Source organism: Bacillus sp. TH19 (assembly GCF_016651075.1).
GTDB lineage: Bacteria > Bacillota > Bacilli > Bacillales > Bacillaceae_G > Bacillus_A > Bacillus_A mycoides.
On the sequence record NZ_JAEKEO010000010.1, the window covers coordinates 968,116 to 980,869 of the forward strand.

A 12,754-nucleotide genomic window follows, 5' to 3' on the forward strand; every position below is an offset into this window, starting at 1 on the left:
CGTATGTTTACGATGGTACAAAAGCTTTGGCTTACAGTAGTATGTGCAGTATGTGTAACAGTTTCCTTTCTTTATTTTGTATCTTTATACTCATATGAAAAGTTATACGTTGATAATTTAAAAGATTCATTAGTAATGGAAGGGAAACGTCTTGCCACGCAATATGATAAACGTGAAGGAGTATCCACTTTTGAAGAGAAAGTAAGGGCATATGATCAAATATCTAGTTCAGATGTCCTTTTCGTATACAATCCGCGTGATTTAAGCGCATGTTTGCCTTTTGATGTTCACCATCATTCTCTTATAAGTGAAGGGGATAGACAGGCGCTATTAGATGGGAAAACTGTGACAAAGATAGGGTATGAAGAACATTTTGATCGTAATATTATGGGTGTTGTCATCCCTGTTTTAGATAATAAAAAATTAGTTGGTATTGTATACTCTTATATTCCTTTAAAAAGTATAAAAGACTTAATATTTGATATGGGTCTTATTTTAGCGCCGTTAGCACTTGCAATGATTTTAATTACAATATGGATTGGTAGAAAAATTATTATCGCCATTACGAGACCGCTTTCGCAAATGGAACGAGTTGCAAATCATTTGGCTACTGGAGATTTCTCAGAGCGGATTACAATTTCTTCAGAAGATGAAATTGGACGATTGGGAAAAGCCTTTAATAAAATGGCAAATTCCTTAGAAACAGAAGATGTAAAGCGTAAGGAATTTTTAGCTAATGTTTCGCATGAACTTAGAACACCGCTTAGTTATATTAAAGGATATAGTGAAGCTATTTTAGACGGTGTAGCGAAGGGGCCGCAGCAGGAAAAAGTAACGCAACTTATTCATAAAGAAGCAGGTCGCATGCAGCGCCTTGTTCATGATTTATTAGATCTAGCGCAGCTAGAAGGTGAACACTTTCCCTTAAAGAAACAACCTATCGTTTTTTCACAGCTTATTGAAGATGTACTAAATACGTACGAGTTACAGTTTGTAGAAAAAAACCTTCGTATTTCAACGAATTTAAATCCTGAAATTATCGTAATGATTGATGAGGATCGTATGCAACAAGTACTTCATAATGTATTAGATAATGCGATACGTTATACAAATCAAAACGGGGATATCATAATAACATTAAAGCAAATCGATGATTATTGTGAATTGCACATAAAAGATACAGGAATAGGTATTGATAGAGAGCATTTAGAAAATCTGGGGGAACGCTTTTACCGAGTAGATAAAGCGAGAAGTCGTCAACACGGTGGAACAGGTTTAGGTCTTGCAATTGTAAGGCAAATTGTTCATATACATGACGGTGAGTGGAGAATAGAAAGTGAAAAAGGTAAGGGCACGACAGTTAGTATTAAATTAAAAGCACAAGATGAGGAGAGCATATTCTAACTTTTGGAATATGCTCTTCATATTGAAGGTAAATAGTTACGCGTAAATGTATTAATTAATATCAAACAAATATCAAAAATTTGACTATTTTATGAACAAAACATTTGTACTTCTTACTAATTCGTTCTAAAATAGTTATGGATGCTAAGTTCTTATAAAACGTTACAATTGTTGTTTGGAAGATACTGAGGTGATTTAACTGGAGTACAAATCTATTAAACCGAAAAAAATTTACGAAGAAGTATCTGAAGCTATTTTAACAATGATTAAAAATGGTACGTTAAAACCTGGTGACAAACTACTTCCTGTTCATCAATTAGCTGAGCAGTTTCAAGTTGGCAGATCTGCTGTTCGTGAAGCGCTAAGTGCGCTAAGAGCAATGGGCTTAATTGAAATGAAACAAGGAGAAGGTACATATGTAAGGAATTTCGATCCTTCTTCATTAACAAAATCACTAAATAACAAGTTATTAATGAAGAAAGAGGATATTTTGAATTTATTAGAAGTACGGAAGGTGCTCGAAGTGGGGGCAGTTCGAGCGGCAGCGGCAAAACGTACGGAAGCTAATTTGCAAAATATGAAGCAGTGGTTAGATGAAATGGCAAAGAGCATTGGAGATGAGAAGGCTGGCGAAAAAGCAGACTTTCATTTTCATATGGGAATTGCAGAATCTTCGCATAATAACATCTTGCTTGAGCTCATGAATCATGTTTCAGAGATGATTGCTGAAACGATTGGTGAATCAAGACGCATTATTTTATATGGTGAACAAACAACATCAGAACGACTTTTAGAAGAGCATCAATCTATATATGATGCGGTGTTAAAGCAAGATGTGGAATTAGCGCAGCAAGCGATGCTAGATCATTTAACAAATGTAGAATATATTGTCACAGGTAAAAGCGATATAAATTCGTAATTTAATCTTTTAAAAATCTAATTTTCTGATAAAATAGAGAGAGATTAAGTAAGCGTTTTCTTTAGAAGAGGGAGAGGATAGGCCATGGTTGAGCCTACTTCTTCTAATCTTAGTCATCTGATGACCATATGATTTTTGGCGGAGTTGTAATGAGGGGGAATTATAGTTATGAAAGTTACTTTATTTGTTACTTGTTTAGTCGATATGTTTGAAACAAACGTCGGTAAAGCAACAGTTGAAGTATTGGAGCGTTTAGGTTGTGAAATTGAATTTCCAGAAGCACAAGTTTGTTGTGGTCAGCCTGCTTATAATAGCGGCCATGTAGAAGCAGCAAAAGAAGCGATGAAACATATGATTGAAACTTTCGAAGATGCAGAATATATCGTTACGCCATCTGGATCTTGTGCGACAATGTTTCATGAGTATCCGCATGTTTTTAAAGATGATCCGAAGTGGGCTAAACGTGCACAAAAGGTTGCTGATAAAACATATGAATTTACACAATTTATTGTAGATGTTTTAAAAGTTACAGATGTTGGTGCAAGTTTACCAGGGATAGCTACTATTCATAAATCTTGTCATATGACACGCCTGCTTGGAGTAAAAGAGGCACCAGGAATTTTATTATCAAGCGTAAAAGGATTAATTGTGAGAGAACTGCCGAACGTGCAAAATTGTTGTGGGTTTGGGGGAACGTTTTCAGTTAAGATGACTCCAATTTCTGAGCAAATGGTAGATGAAAAAGTAGAGAGTGTAATGGAAACAGGTGCTGATTATTTAATCGGTGCAGATTGTGGGTGTTTGTTAAACATTGGCGGACGTATTGAGCGTTTAGGAAAAGAAGTAAAAGTAATGCATATTGCTGAGGTCTTGAATAGTCGCTCATGAAGGGGGAACATAAGCTATGTCTATGAAAATCAGTGAGAAAAAATTTAATGATCGCGTTGGCGATGGAATTCAAGATTCGTTTATGCGCGGAGCGGTATCTTCTGCACAAACGCGTTTATATACAAATCGATTAAAAGCAGCTGACGAGTTGGGAAACTGGGAAGAGTGGCGTGAACTAGGTGAACAAATTCGTCAACATACGTTAGAAAATCTTGATTATTATTTAATGCAGTTAAGTGAAAATGTATCAAAAAGAGGCGGTCACGTTTACTTTGCGAAAACGAAAGAGGATGCAGCAAAGTATATTCAAGACGTTGCAAAAAAGAAACAAGCGAAGAAAGTTGTAAAATCAAAATCAATGGTAACTGAAGAAATTAGTATGAATCATGCCCTTGAAGAGATTGGTTGTGAAGTGTTAGAGAGTGACTTAGGAGAGTATATCTTGCAAGTAGATAACGATCCACCATCACATATTATTGCGCCTGCACTTCATAAAAACAGAACGCAAATTCGTGATGTATTTAAAGAAAAACTTGGATATGAAAATTCTGATGATCCATACGAAATGACAAAGTTTGTTCGTAAACAACTTCGTGAGAAATTTATGGATGCAGAAATTGGTGTGACAGGTTGTAACTTCGCTGTTGCAAATACTGGCTCTCTTTGTTTAGTGACGAACGAAGGTAATGCCGATCTTGTCATGTCGATTCCGAAAACACAAATTGCAGTAATGGGTATGGAACGTATGGTTCCGACAATGGAAGAATTAGATGTTTTAGTTGGTTTACTATGTCGTAGTGCGGTAGGTCAAAAATTAACAAGTTACGTAACAGTAGCAGGACCAATTCAAGAGGAAGAGGTAGATGGACCAGAAGAGTTTCATTTAGTCGTTGTTGATAATGGCCGCTCTCAAATTCTTGGATCGGAATTCCGTTCAATATTGCAATGTATTCGTTGTGCCGCTTGTGTTAACGTATGTCCCGTATATCGTCACGTTGGTGGACATTCGTATGGATCTATTTATTCAGGACCAATCGGTGCGGTATTAACACCACTTTTAGGTGGGTATGACGATTACAAAGAGCTTCCTTATGCATCTAGTTTATGCGGAGCATGTACAGAAGCTTGTCCAGTAAAAATTCCATTACATGATTTATTATTAAAACATCGTCAAGTCATCGTTGAGCAAGAAGGTCGTGCCCCACTTGCAGAAAAATTAGCAATGAAAATGTTTAGTATGGGTGCTTCTTCAGCAGCTTTATATAAAATGGGATCGAAAATGGCACCGGCAGCAATGAGTCCATTTACATCTGGTAACCGTGTATCAAAAGGTGTTGGACCACTTAAAAACTGGACGGATATTCGTGAATTCCCAGCTCCAAGTAAAGAACGATTCCGTGATTGGTATAAAGATCATAAGAAAGGCGGGGACAAATAATGACAGGATTAATTCAAAACCGTGAGTCCTTTCTAGATAATATCGCAAAAGAACTTGGGCGCGCGCGTAAAACAGAAGGTGTAGAACGTCCAGCATGGAAAAGTAATGTGAATGTAGAAACGTTAAAAGATTATTCACAAGAAGAATTGTTAGAAGTATTTAAAAAGCAATGTACAAACATTCATACAACTGTTGTGGAAACGACAAACGACCGCTTACGTGAAGATATTCAAAAAGTAATCGTTGAAAACGGCGGAGGACCTATTATATTATCAGCAGATGAACGTTTTGATTCCTATGGATTGACTTCTTTATTTAAAGAAGAGCTTCCAAAGCAAAATGTTGAGGTAAATGTATGGGATCCTGAGAAAAAAGAAGAGAATATGCGTATAGCGGAAAAAGCGAATATCGGTATTGCATTTAGTGATTATACTTTAGCTGAATCTGGTACGATTGTTGTACAAAGTCATAAAGGACAAGGGCGTTCTTTACACTTTTTACCGACAGTATACTTTGCTATTATTCCACGTGAAACACTTGTACCTCGTATTACGCAAGCAGTTCAGGATATGAACTCACGTGTGGAAAAAGGTGAAGCAGTCGCATCTTGTATTAACTTTATTACAGGACCAAGTAACTCTGCGGATATTGAAATGAATCTTGTTGTCGGAGTACACGGGCCGTTAAAAGCAGTATATTTCATCGTATAAAATAGGGGAAAGCAGGCCGGAAAACGGCCTGCTTTTTTAATAGAATAAAGATAATATGAAGTAGAAGTTCTCTCCTTTTTTTGTTATGTTCTTTTGGAAAGGAGAGGAAGGGATGTTCACTTATTTATATGCATTGTTAATAGGTATGGTGTTTGGTTCTTTTTTTATGGTGATTGCGATGAGAGTTCCAGTAGGGGAATCTATTATTACACCGCGTTCGTACTGTCATTACTGCAAGTATACGTTACAGCCGAAAGAACTTATTCCAATCATTTCATTTTGTATACAAAAAGGGCGTTGTACGAATTGTAAGAGCAAAATCTCAAGTTTGTACATAGTATTTGAATTTGTTACAGGCAGTTTATTTTTTCTTACTGCATATGTAATTGGAATGGAAAGAGAGCTCATCATCATTTTATCGCTTTTTTCGTTACTTCTAATTATTTCAGTTACAGATTTAGTATATATGCTAATACCTAATCGTATTTTAATTTGGTTTGCGCTTTTGCTTATTTTAGAATGTATTTTTGTACCGTTAGTCACTTGGACAGATAGTATAGTTGGTAGTGGCGTTATATTCATTTTGTTATATTGCATGCAAAAGATATATCCAGAAGGGCTTGGTGGAGGGGATATAAAATTATTTTCGCTGCTTGGATTTATAGTGGGACTGAAAGGGATTTTTATGATTTTATTTTTAGCATCTTGCTTTAGTCTTTGTTTCTTTGGAGCTGGTATAGTATTAAAACGTATGAAAATGAGGAGCCAAATTCCGTTTGGTCCTTTTATTAGTCTTGGAGCAATATGTTACATGCTGGTCACGTATACAAAATAGAGAGGAGATAGAAAATGAATGTATATATGGATGATCAAAGAAGTTGCCCATACGGATATGTTTTGGCAACTACAGTAGAATCTGCCTTGCAAATTGTTAGGGATAATGAGGTGAATATTATTTCCCTCGATTATAATATGGGATGGCGACAAAAAAGTGGGTTAGATTTCGTAGAAGCTTTCTGCAACGAAGGTTTATATGTTAATGAAATTCACCTTCATACAAATGATGTCATCGGTATGCATCAGATGAAAAAGAGCATAGAGAGAGGGAAGGAAAACGGGGAAATTAATCCTTATATTGCCTTGAAATATGTAGGGAGCTAAAAACTCCAAAGTAAAGCTTTGGAGTTTTTAATGTTTCATATGTGCTTGTAAAGGAATAATTTCCTCCGTTTGAGCTCCAACTAATTGAGTTTTCTCTTGTTCAACAACAGGTGCTTTCTTTGTTAAGTAATGATATACCATACCGACAAATACGGATCCGCCAATAATGTTACCGATTGTAACTGGAATTAAGTTATGAATAGCGCCCGCAAAAGAAATTGTCTCAGGATGTGGTGATACTAAAGATAAAGCAAACAGTGATAAGTTTGCAATGCTATGCTCATAACCAGATAAAAAGAAAGTGAAAACGAGCATCATCATCATTAATATTTTTGCTGTGTCACCTTTCACTTGAGAAGGTAAGAAGCAGGCAAGACATACGAGCCAGTTACATAAAATCGCTTTAAAGAATAATTGCATTGTAGGTGTATTCATCTTTCCTTCAACAACTTTATTCATTAAATGACTGTGATCAATTGCTTCGAAAATTCCAGTTGCGTAAAATAGTAAGGCAAAGAATAAAGCGCCAGCTAAGTTACCTGCATAACAAGCAACCCAGTTACGAAGTGTATCAGAAATCGTTGTTTCTTTTCTTAAAGTTGCCACTGTGAAGTACATTGTATTGCCAGTAAATAATTCAGCGCCGCCATATATAATAAGTACGAGAGCAATTCCGAAAAACATGGAGGAAGCTAAATATGTTGCTGGTGAATCTGCAATATGAAAAAAGTTACCTAATTTAAAACATAGTACAATAATAAAACCGATATAAATGCCCGCAAGTGCAGCACGAATGAAATATTGCATTGGATTTATATCTAGCATTTGTTTTTTGCTCTTAGCCAGTTTTACAACGTAATCTAATCCTTGTTCTAGCATGAGTAATACGCTCCTTTAATACATCGTCTATAAATACTCCTTATATGAATAAGGTACATGGATTTGTTCATAGTTTCAATAAGTTTGTGCAATATTTCACAAAAAGGACATACATCTAGAAAGGAAGCGTTTACAAAAAGTAGTATAATGGAATTTTTTCTAAAAATAGAGAGGGGAATTGAAACGAGAAAAAAGAAAAAGCGCTGTAATTACAGCGCTTTTTCGTCTAAATTCTTTTCTACTTTTACTTCTACTTCTTTCGAGAAGAACCAACCGCAAACTGCGATTCCAACTAATACAATCCAGAATGTAAGCTTCCACGGAGTGGATTCTGGGAATGAATGCGGAAGGACATTTAAAGCAGGGTGTGCTAGCGTATAAACTGTTAATTTCACACCAACCCAACCTACAATTAAAAATGCTGCAGTTTCAAGTCCTGGTTTACGTTTTAATATTTGTACGAAAGCAGTTGCTGCAAATCGCATTATAACTAATCCGATAAGTCCACCTGTAAAGATAACGATAAATTGACCTGTATCAAGACTACCAATCGTACCTAATCCTGTTTTCGGTAAAGTCACTGCTAGTGCAACAGCAGCTAAAATTGAATCAACTGCGAAGGCGATATCAGCAACTTCGACTTTAAATACAGTCCACCAAAAGTTCTCTTGTTTTTTCTTTGCTTCTTTTTCTTCTGTTTCTTCATGTGTATTCTTTTTAACATACGTTTTAAATAAGTGATTCCCCGCGATAAACATAAGATAAAGCGCACCAATTGCTTGCACTTGCCATACATCTACTAGGAACGAAATCATAAATAGTGATCCGAAGCGGAAAACGAACGCTCCTGCTAATCCATAAAATAGTGCTTTCTTTCGTTTTTCTTCTGGTAAATGTTTTACCATAATTGCGAGAACGAGAGCGTTATCAGCCGCTAAAATCCCCTCTAGTGCAATTAGGATGAGTAATACCCAACCATACTCCAATAATAATGATACATCCATGTACATTCTCCTCTCATTTCTATAAAGACTAAACAAGTGAAGAAGTTCCCCACTGTTTAGTTTCCCCATACTCCTGCGTATCAACGGTGGAAGGAATTTGAAAACAAAAAAGACCTCTGCCGTTGATAGGCAAAGGTCTTGCTAGACATATGTAATGAAAATGCCAACAAAGCCGGAAGAACTAAGTTCTACGTAATGACGACTTTGTTTCCAAGAAATAGTTCTTGGACGCTACTCCCCTTTGGAGATATGCTATTGTACTCTCATTATATGGATAATTTATACGGTTGTCAACCTGTTAAAATATCTTCGTTGGGATATTTTATTTTTCTTTGTTTTTTACGTGCAAATGAAAAGGCTAATGTTAAAGGCCCCATCTTTCCAAAAAACATCATAAAGATAATAATTGTTTTGCCGATAATTGTTAAGTGTGGCGTCAAATTCATGCTAAGGCCGACAGTTCCAAATGCTGAAAATACTTCAAAAGCACTCATTAATAAAGGAACCTTCTCAGTGATGCTTAAAATTAAAATGGAAAGAAAAATAAACGAAATTGAAATAATAGTAATCGTTAATGATTTGACAATGAGCGTATCTTTAATGGATTTTTTAAACACGACAATATCATCTTGTTCTTGCAAAAATTTAAATACGCCGAAAAACATAATCAAAAAAGTCGTTAACTTAATCCCACCACCAGTTGAAGCACTGCCAGCACCAATAAACATAAGAAGCATCATTAATAAAAGTGAAGGTTTTGATAATGCAGAGATATCAACAGTATTAAACCCGGCAGTACGTGTTGAAACCGCTTGAAAATAAGCAGCCATACCTTCTTCAAATGGTGTAAAACCTCTCATGGAAATTGAATTATGGAACTCAAATATAAAGATAAAAGCTGTAGCAATAATATTGACGATTAGAGTAGAAGAGAGCATAAGCTTTGAGTGCAAAGTAAGGTTTTTAAAGTTTTTCTTTCTTTTTATATCTACGATAACCGTAAAACCAATCCCACCTAAAATAATGAGGGAAGAAATAACGAGATTGACGAGAATGCTATGGGAGTGCGACATTAAATTATCGCTCCACACAGAAAACCCAGCATTGTTAAAGGCTGAGATAGAATGAAAAAAGCTATAATATATACCTTTGGCAACCCCGTATTTTGGTACCCATTCAAAAGAGAGAAGTAAAGTAGCGATACATTCTACAGTAAAAGAAAATAAAAATAATGCTTTTGCAAGACGAATGATTCCGCCGACATTTGTTTGGTTTAATGCTTGTTGTAATAAAATCCGGTTTTGAAGGCCGATTTTTCTGCCGAGCATAATTGCGATTAAAACAGCAAAGCTCATAATGCCAAGCCCGCCAACTTGTATAAGTGTTAAAATGACACATTGGCCAAATAAGGTAAATACTTTACCAGTGTCCACAACACCAAGCCCTGTAACCGTACAAGCAGAAACCGTTGTAAATAAAGCATCGAGCCATGAAATAGACGTTGTTGTAGCAATTGGCAATTTCAATAGGCATGTACCGATAATTGATAGCATAATAAAAGATACAGTAAGAACACGGGGAGGACTCATGCTAATGTTAATCCGTTTCATTTCACATATCGTTCCTTTCGATTTGCTCTTACTAGTATGTGAAGAAGCACTATTATGTATGTTAAAAAAGAAAGAGGCAGAGAATATCTGCCTCTAAGCCATAGGTTATATAGTTATCCGCGTAATTGTTGTTGAGCTAAAGCAACAAGACGTTTCGTTACTTCACCGCCAACTGATCCGTTAGAACGAGATGCTGTATTAGATCCTAAGCTTACACCGAATTCTTGTGCGATTTCATATTTGAATTGTTCAAGTGCTTGCTCTGCACCCGGAACTAGTAATTTGTTTGTTTTCACCATGTTGATACACATCCTTAAAGAGTAATCCAGTTTAGCTAAGTGCTATCTGGTAATGTTATTTTATGTGTAAACGACGTACTCATACACGGAAGTAAACGGTGTGATTAGAAGTTCTTGGATAGAAAAAAGAGTAGCAAATTTGCTACTCTTTTTTCAGTATTGTCGCTGTACCTTCTACGACAATATCATCAGATTGATTATATATGTTTGTTTGCAATGTGATAATTTTTTTATCGTCCCGTTTTTTAATAACTTCTGCCACAACGCGAAGTGTATCACCGATTTTGACAGGAGCACGGAATGAAACGTTTTGTGATAAATAAATCGTATTTTTGCCAGGAAGTTTCGTTCCAAGAATGGTAGAAATAAAACTTGAAACGAGCATGCCATGGGCAATACGTTCTTTGAACATTGTCGTTTTTGCAAAAGAGTCTAGAATGTGAATAGGATTTACATCTCCAGTCAATTTTGCAAAATTGATAACGTCCTCATCCGTAATTTTTTTTGTAAGTGATGCTTGATCACCGACTTGAATCTCATCGTAACGAAGCTCCGGAACAGTTTGTGCTTCTTGAAATGGATTCATTTTGTCCTCCTTCTTTTCCATATCGAAAAATGTAAGCCATCTTGATGTAGTAGGAGGAAGAAAGAGTTTTGTTTGTGCTGCAGTTAGTTGCCACATTTTTCTTACTTGATGGAAGTAAATAGATTTTTTGAGTTTTCCTCGAACTGCTTTGCGAGTTCTAGTTGTTTGGACTTGAACTCTCCCAAAAAAACTTCTAACTGTTTTTGAACCTCTTCACGTTGCGACTGTTGTTGTTCGATAAAGTGTTTTGTTGTTTCTTCAAATTGGCCGCTAGTTTGAGTAAGAATAGACAAAGATGTTTTCGTAGGCGAAACAGTAAGTTGGTGCATTTGATTAGAAAGCTCATTCCACTTTTCTTGCCACTCGTTAATTTGATCATTTAAGGAGTTTCCAGTTAATTGCTTCACATAGTCTGTATATTGGTTATTGAACTGAGCAGTGAATTGGTGTAGTTCTTTTTCTAGTTCATCTACTCCTGATGTTAATTTATGCAAAGCGTCTTGTTGTTGTTTTAACGTTTCTAAAGTAAGTTGCTCTAATTGTTTCCCAGCTGAAGAGAAGAGGGAAAGAGATTGAGACCAGTTTTTCCAAAATGCATCGACTAATTCGTATGGCTTAGTTTCCATTGTTTGACCTCCAAATGTTTTTTTGCATATTGTGAACGCAGATTACTCTGCTGTACCACCAGGTGAAGATGAAGAATCCTTTTCATCCTTTTCTGGAGAAGTAGAAAATGGAAAGAATGCATTGGTGTATAACGTGAAAAACGTCCGCAACATATTTTGATAATGTTCAAAAGAAGTCGCACATGTTGTTAAATATTGCTCTCCATATTCTGTTAAAGAATAAATTCGTTTCGCTGGCCCGCCTTCGCTTGTATCCCAAGTAGAAGAAATAAGATTTTCTTTTTCTAATTTGCGTAGTGTCCTATACACATTACCTTGGTCAACAGAAGAAAAGCCGATGTCCATTAGCATTTGAATAAGTTTGTAACCATGAAGACTCCAGTCTTTTAGACAGAGAAGTAAGAAAGGAACTAAGAAGTTTTTTGGCATGGAGTTTGGTGGTTTCGCTTGGTTTTTTTCCAAACTTTCTGGGTGTTCTGGTTCATTATGTAGCATGATTGTACATCACCTCATGAATCAGTTAGATGGAATTTTTTGCTTATAAGTGCAATTTACACCTATCTGTTTTTAATGTCAATACATTTGTTAGAAAATAAAGAAAAATAAAATATATACTTGAAGTTTTATTCGGAATATTAGAAAATAGTGAATAGGTTGAATTGTTTCAAAAACGAAAAAGGGAGTGTAGTCGAAGTGATTGATCAAAAATTCGATCCATTGCAAGCATGGAAAAATGCTTATGAACAAACCGAAACATTTTGGGGAAAAGCGCTCAATGAAACAATTAAAACAGAAGAATATTCTGCTTGGATGGGCAGCGTTCTAGATTTGAATTTGTTTTATCAAAAAGCATTAAATGATACGACAAAAAATTATTTAGAACAGGTGAATGTGCCGACGAGAGAGGATATCGCTAGAGTAGCTACGCTTGTTATTAACTTAGAAAATAAAGTTGATAATATCGAGGAAATTCTAGAAGAGAAAGTGGATTCATTAGGACAAGCTCCTACATTAAAGCGTGATGTTACGAAAGTAAAACAAGATATGCGCACGTTAGAAACGAAAGTTGATCAAATTTTAGAATTGCTAGAAAAGCAAAATGCAGTACTAGCTAAACTACAAGTACCTGTAAAAGAAGAAGTAAAGCCTGTAAATAAGCCAGAAAATAAAAAATGATAATGGCGTTTGTTTATAACGTGTAAAAGAGGGAGGGAGAATCTCTTTTCATGT

The 12,754-nt window shown here is 35.8% G+C and carries 15 protein-coding genes and 1 riboswitch; of the genes, 8 read left to right on the plus strand and 7 right to left on the minus strand.

Going from position 1 to position 12,754, the window contains the following annotated elements; genetic code table 11:
* The first annotated feature begins 3 nt into the window (after positions 1-3).
* The 7 genes from JFU54_RS22665 (at position 4) to JFU54_RS22695 (ending at position 6,520) form a co-directional block, all read left to right on the plus strand.
* Entirely contained in the window at positions 4-1,404 is a 1,401-nt protein-coding gene (locus tag JFU54_RS22665) for a sensor histidine kinase (protein ID WP_002011591.1), read from the plus strand.
* Between the two features lie 229 nt (positions 1,405-1,633).
* A complete protein-coding gene (locus JFU54_RS22670; RefSeq protein WP_307838320.1) occupies positions 1,634-2,323 on the plus strand; it encodes a FadR/GntR family transcriptional regulator in 690 nt (229 codons plus the stop codon).
* Between the two features lie 168 nt (positions 2,324-2,491).
* Positions 2,492-3,211 (plus strand): (Fe-S)-binding protein, encoded by a 720-nt coding sequence (locus tag JFU54_RS22675; protein WP_002188863.1) that lies wholly within the window; start codon positions 2,492-2,494, stop codon positions 3,209-3,211.
* Between the two features lie 16 nt (positions 3,212-3,227).
* The gene (locus JFU54_RS22680; RefSeq protein WP_002011586.1) at positions 3,228-4,649 is read left to right on the plus strand and encodes a LutB/LldF family L-lactate oxidation iron-sulfur protein; all 1,422 of its coding nucleotides are present in this window, start codon (positions 3,228-3,230) and stop codon (positions 4,647-4,649) included.
* Positions 4,649-5,359, plus strand: coding sequence for a LutC/YkgG family protein (locus JFU54_RS22685; RefSeq protein WP_002030525.1), 711 nt, complete (start codon positions 4,649-4,651; stop codon positions 5,357-5,359). The genes JFU54_RS22680 and JFU54_RS22685 overlap by 1 nt, the downstream gene beginning before the upstream one ends.
* A gap of 112 nt (positions 5,360-5,471) precedes the next feature.
* Complete coding sequence (locus tag JFU54_RS22690) at positions 5,472-6,194, plus strand: prepilin peptidase (protein WP_201066511.1); 723 nt, start codon at positions 5,472-5,474, stop codon at positions 6,192-6,194.
* A 14-nt stretch (positions 6,195-6,208) separates the two neighbouring features.
* Positions 6,209-6,520, plus strand: coding sequence for a cyclic-phosphate processing receiver domain-containing protein (locus JFU54_RS22695; RefSeq protein ID WP_002064363.1), 312 nt, complete (start codon positions 6,209-6,211; stop codon positions 6,518-6,520).
* Between the two features lie 27 nt (positions 6,521-6,547).
* Here JFU54_RS22695 and JFU54_RS22700 read toward each other — a convergent pair whose 3' ends face one another.
* The 7 genes from JFU54_RS22700 to phaQ form a co-directional block, all read right to left on the minus strand.
* Positions 6,548-7,399, minus strand: a complete 852-nt coding sequence (locus tag JFU54_RS22700; protein WP_002011581.1) for a formate/nitrite transporter family protein — start codon at positions 7,397-7,399, stop codon at positions 6,548-6,550.
* Positions 7,400-7,608: 209 nt separating this feature from the next.
* Complete coding sequence (locus JFU54_RS22705; RefSeq protein WP_002086840.1) at positions 7,609-8,403, minus strand: TerC family protein; 795 nt, start codon at positions 8,401-8,403, stop codon at positions 7,609-7,611.
* A 79-nt stretch (positions 8,404-8,482) separates the two neighbouring features.
* A riboswitch (yybP-ykoY riboswitch) is annotated at positions 8,483-8,655 on the minus strand.
* Between the two features lie 38 nt (positions 8,656-8,693).
* Positions 8,694-10,013: a TrkH family potassium uptake protein gene (locus tag JFU54_RS22710; protein ID WP_033708914.1), complete on the minus strand. Its 1,320-nt coding sequence runs from the start codon at positions 10,011-10,013 to the stop codon at positions 8,694-8,696.
* 113 nt (positions 10,014-10,126) lie between these two features.
* Positions 10,127-10,312 carry an alpha/beta-type small acid-soluble spore protein gene (locus JFU54_RS22715; protein WP_000241212.1) on the minus strand — a complete coding sequence of 62 codons (186 nt, stop codon included), beginning with the start codon at positions 10,310-10,312 and terminating at the stop codon, positions 10,127-10,129.
* Between the two features lie 142 nt (positions 10,313-10,454).
* Positions 10,455-10,898 carry a MaoC family dehydratase gene (locus JFU54_RS22720; protein ID WP_001067911.1) on the minus strand — a complete coding sequence of 148 codons (444 nt, stop codon included), beginning with the start codon at positions 10,896-10,898 and terminating at the stop codon, positions 10,455-10,457.
* A 101-nt stretch (positions 10,899-10,999) separates the two neighbouring features.
* Positions 11,000-11,524 carry a polyhydroxyalkanoic acid inclusion protein PhaP gene (gene phaP, locus JFU54_RS22725; protein WP_002011575.1) on the minus strand — a complete coding sequence of 175 codons (525 nt, stop codon included), beginning with the start codon at positions 11,522-11,524 and terminating at the stop codon, positions 11,000-11,002.
* Between the two features lie 42 nt (positions 11,525-11,566).
* Complete coding sequence (gene phaQ, locus JFU54_RS22730) at positions 11,567-12,019, minus strand: poly-beta-hydroxybutyrate-responsive repressor (protein WP_201066513.1); 453 nt, start codon at positions 12,017-12,019, stop codon at positions 11,567-11,569.
* Between the two features lie 198 nt (positions 12,020-12,217).
* Between phaQ and phaR the strand changes: the two genes are divergently transcribed.
* Complete coding sequence (gene phaR / locus JFU54_RS22735) at positions 12,218-12,700, plus strand: polyhydroxyalkanoic acid synthase subunit PhaR (RefSeq protein WP_000566956.1); 483 nt, start codon at positions 12,218-12,220, stop codon at positions 12,698-12,700.
* The last annotated feature ends 54 nt before the right edge of the window (positions 12,701-12,754 follow it).

Coding starts and splice junctions, on each gene's coding strand:
- JFU54_RS22720 (WP_001067911.1), bottom strand. CDS start 10,898: ATGAATCCATTTCAAGAAGCACAAACTGTTCCGGAGCTTCGTTACGAT.
- JFU54_RS22705 (WP_002086840.1), bottom strand. CDS start 8,403: ATGGATGTATCATTATTATTGGAGTATGGTTGGGTATTACTCATCCTA.
- JFU54_RS22680 (WP_002011586.1), top strand. CDS start 3,228: ATGTCTATGAAAATCAGTGAGAAAAAATTTAATGATCGCGTTGGCGAT.
- JFU54_RS22710 (WP_033708914.1), bottom strand. CDS start 10,013: ATGAAACGGATTAACATTAGCATGAGTCCTCCCCGTGTTCTTACTGTA.
- JFU54_RS22675 (WP_002188863.1), top strand. CDS start 2,492: ATGAAAGTTACTTTATTTGTTACTTGTTTAGTCGATATGTTTGAAACA.
- phaP (WP_002011575.1), bottom strand. CDS start 11,524: ATGGAAACTAAGCCATACGAATTAGTCGATGCATTTTGGAAAAACTGG.
- JFU54_RS22690 (WP_201066511.1), top strand. CDS start 5,472: ATGTTCACTTATTTATATGCATTGTTAATAGGTATGGTGTTTGGTTCT.
- phaQ (WP_201066513.1), bottom strand. CDS start 12,019: ATGCTACATAATGAACCAGAACACCCAGAAAGTTTGGAAAAAAACCAA.
- JFU54_RS22685 (WP_002030525.1), top strand. CDS start 4,649: ATGACAGGATTAATTCAAAACCGTGAGTCCTTTCTAGATAATATCGCA.
- JFU54_RS22695 (WP_002064363.1), top strand. CDS start 6,209: ATGAATGTATATATGGATGATCAAAGAAGTTGCCCATACGGATATGTT.
- JFU54_RS22715 (WP_000241212.1), bottom strand. CDS start 10,312: ATGGTGAAAACAAACAAATTACTAGTTCCGGGTGCAGAGCAAGCACTT.
- JFU54_RS22665 (WP_002011591.1), top strand. CDS start 4: ATGTTTACGATGGTACAAAAGCTTTGGCTTACAGTAGTATGTGCAGTA.
- JFU54_RS22700 (WP_002011581.1), bottom strand. CDS start 7,399: ATGCTAGAACAAGGATTAGATTACGTTGTAAAACTGGCTAAGAGCAAA.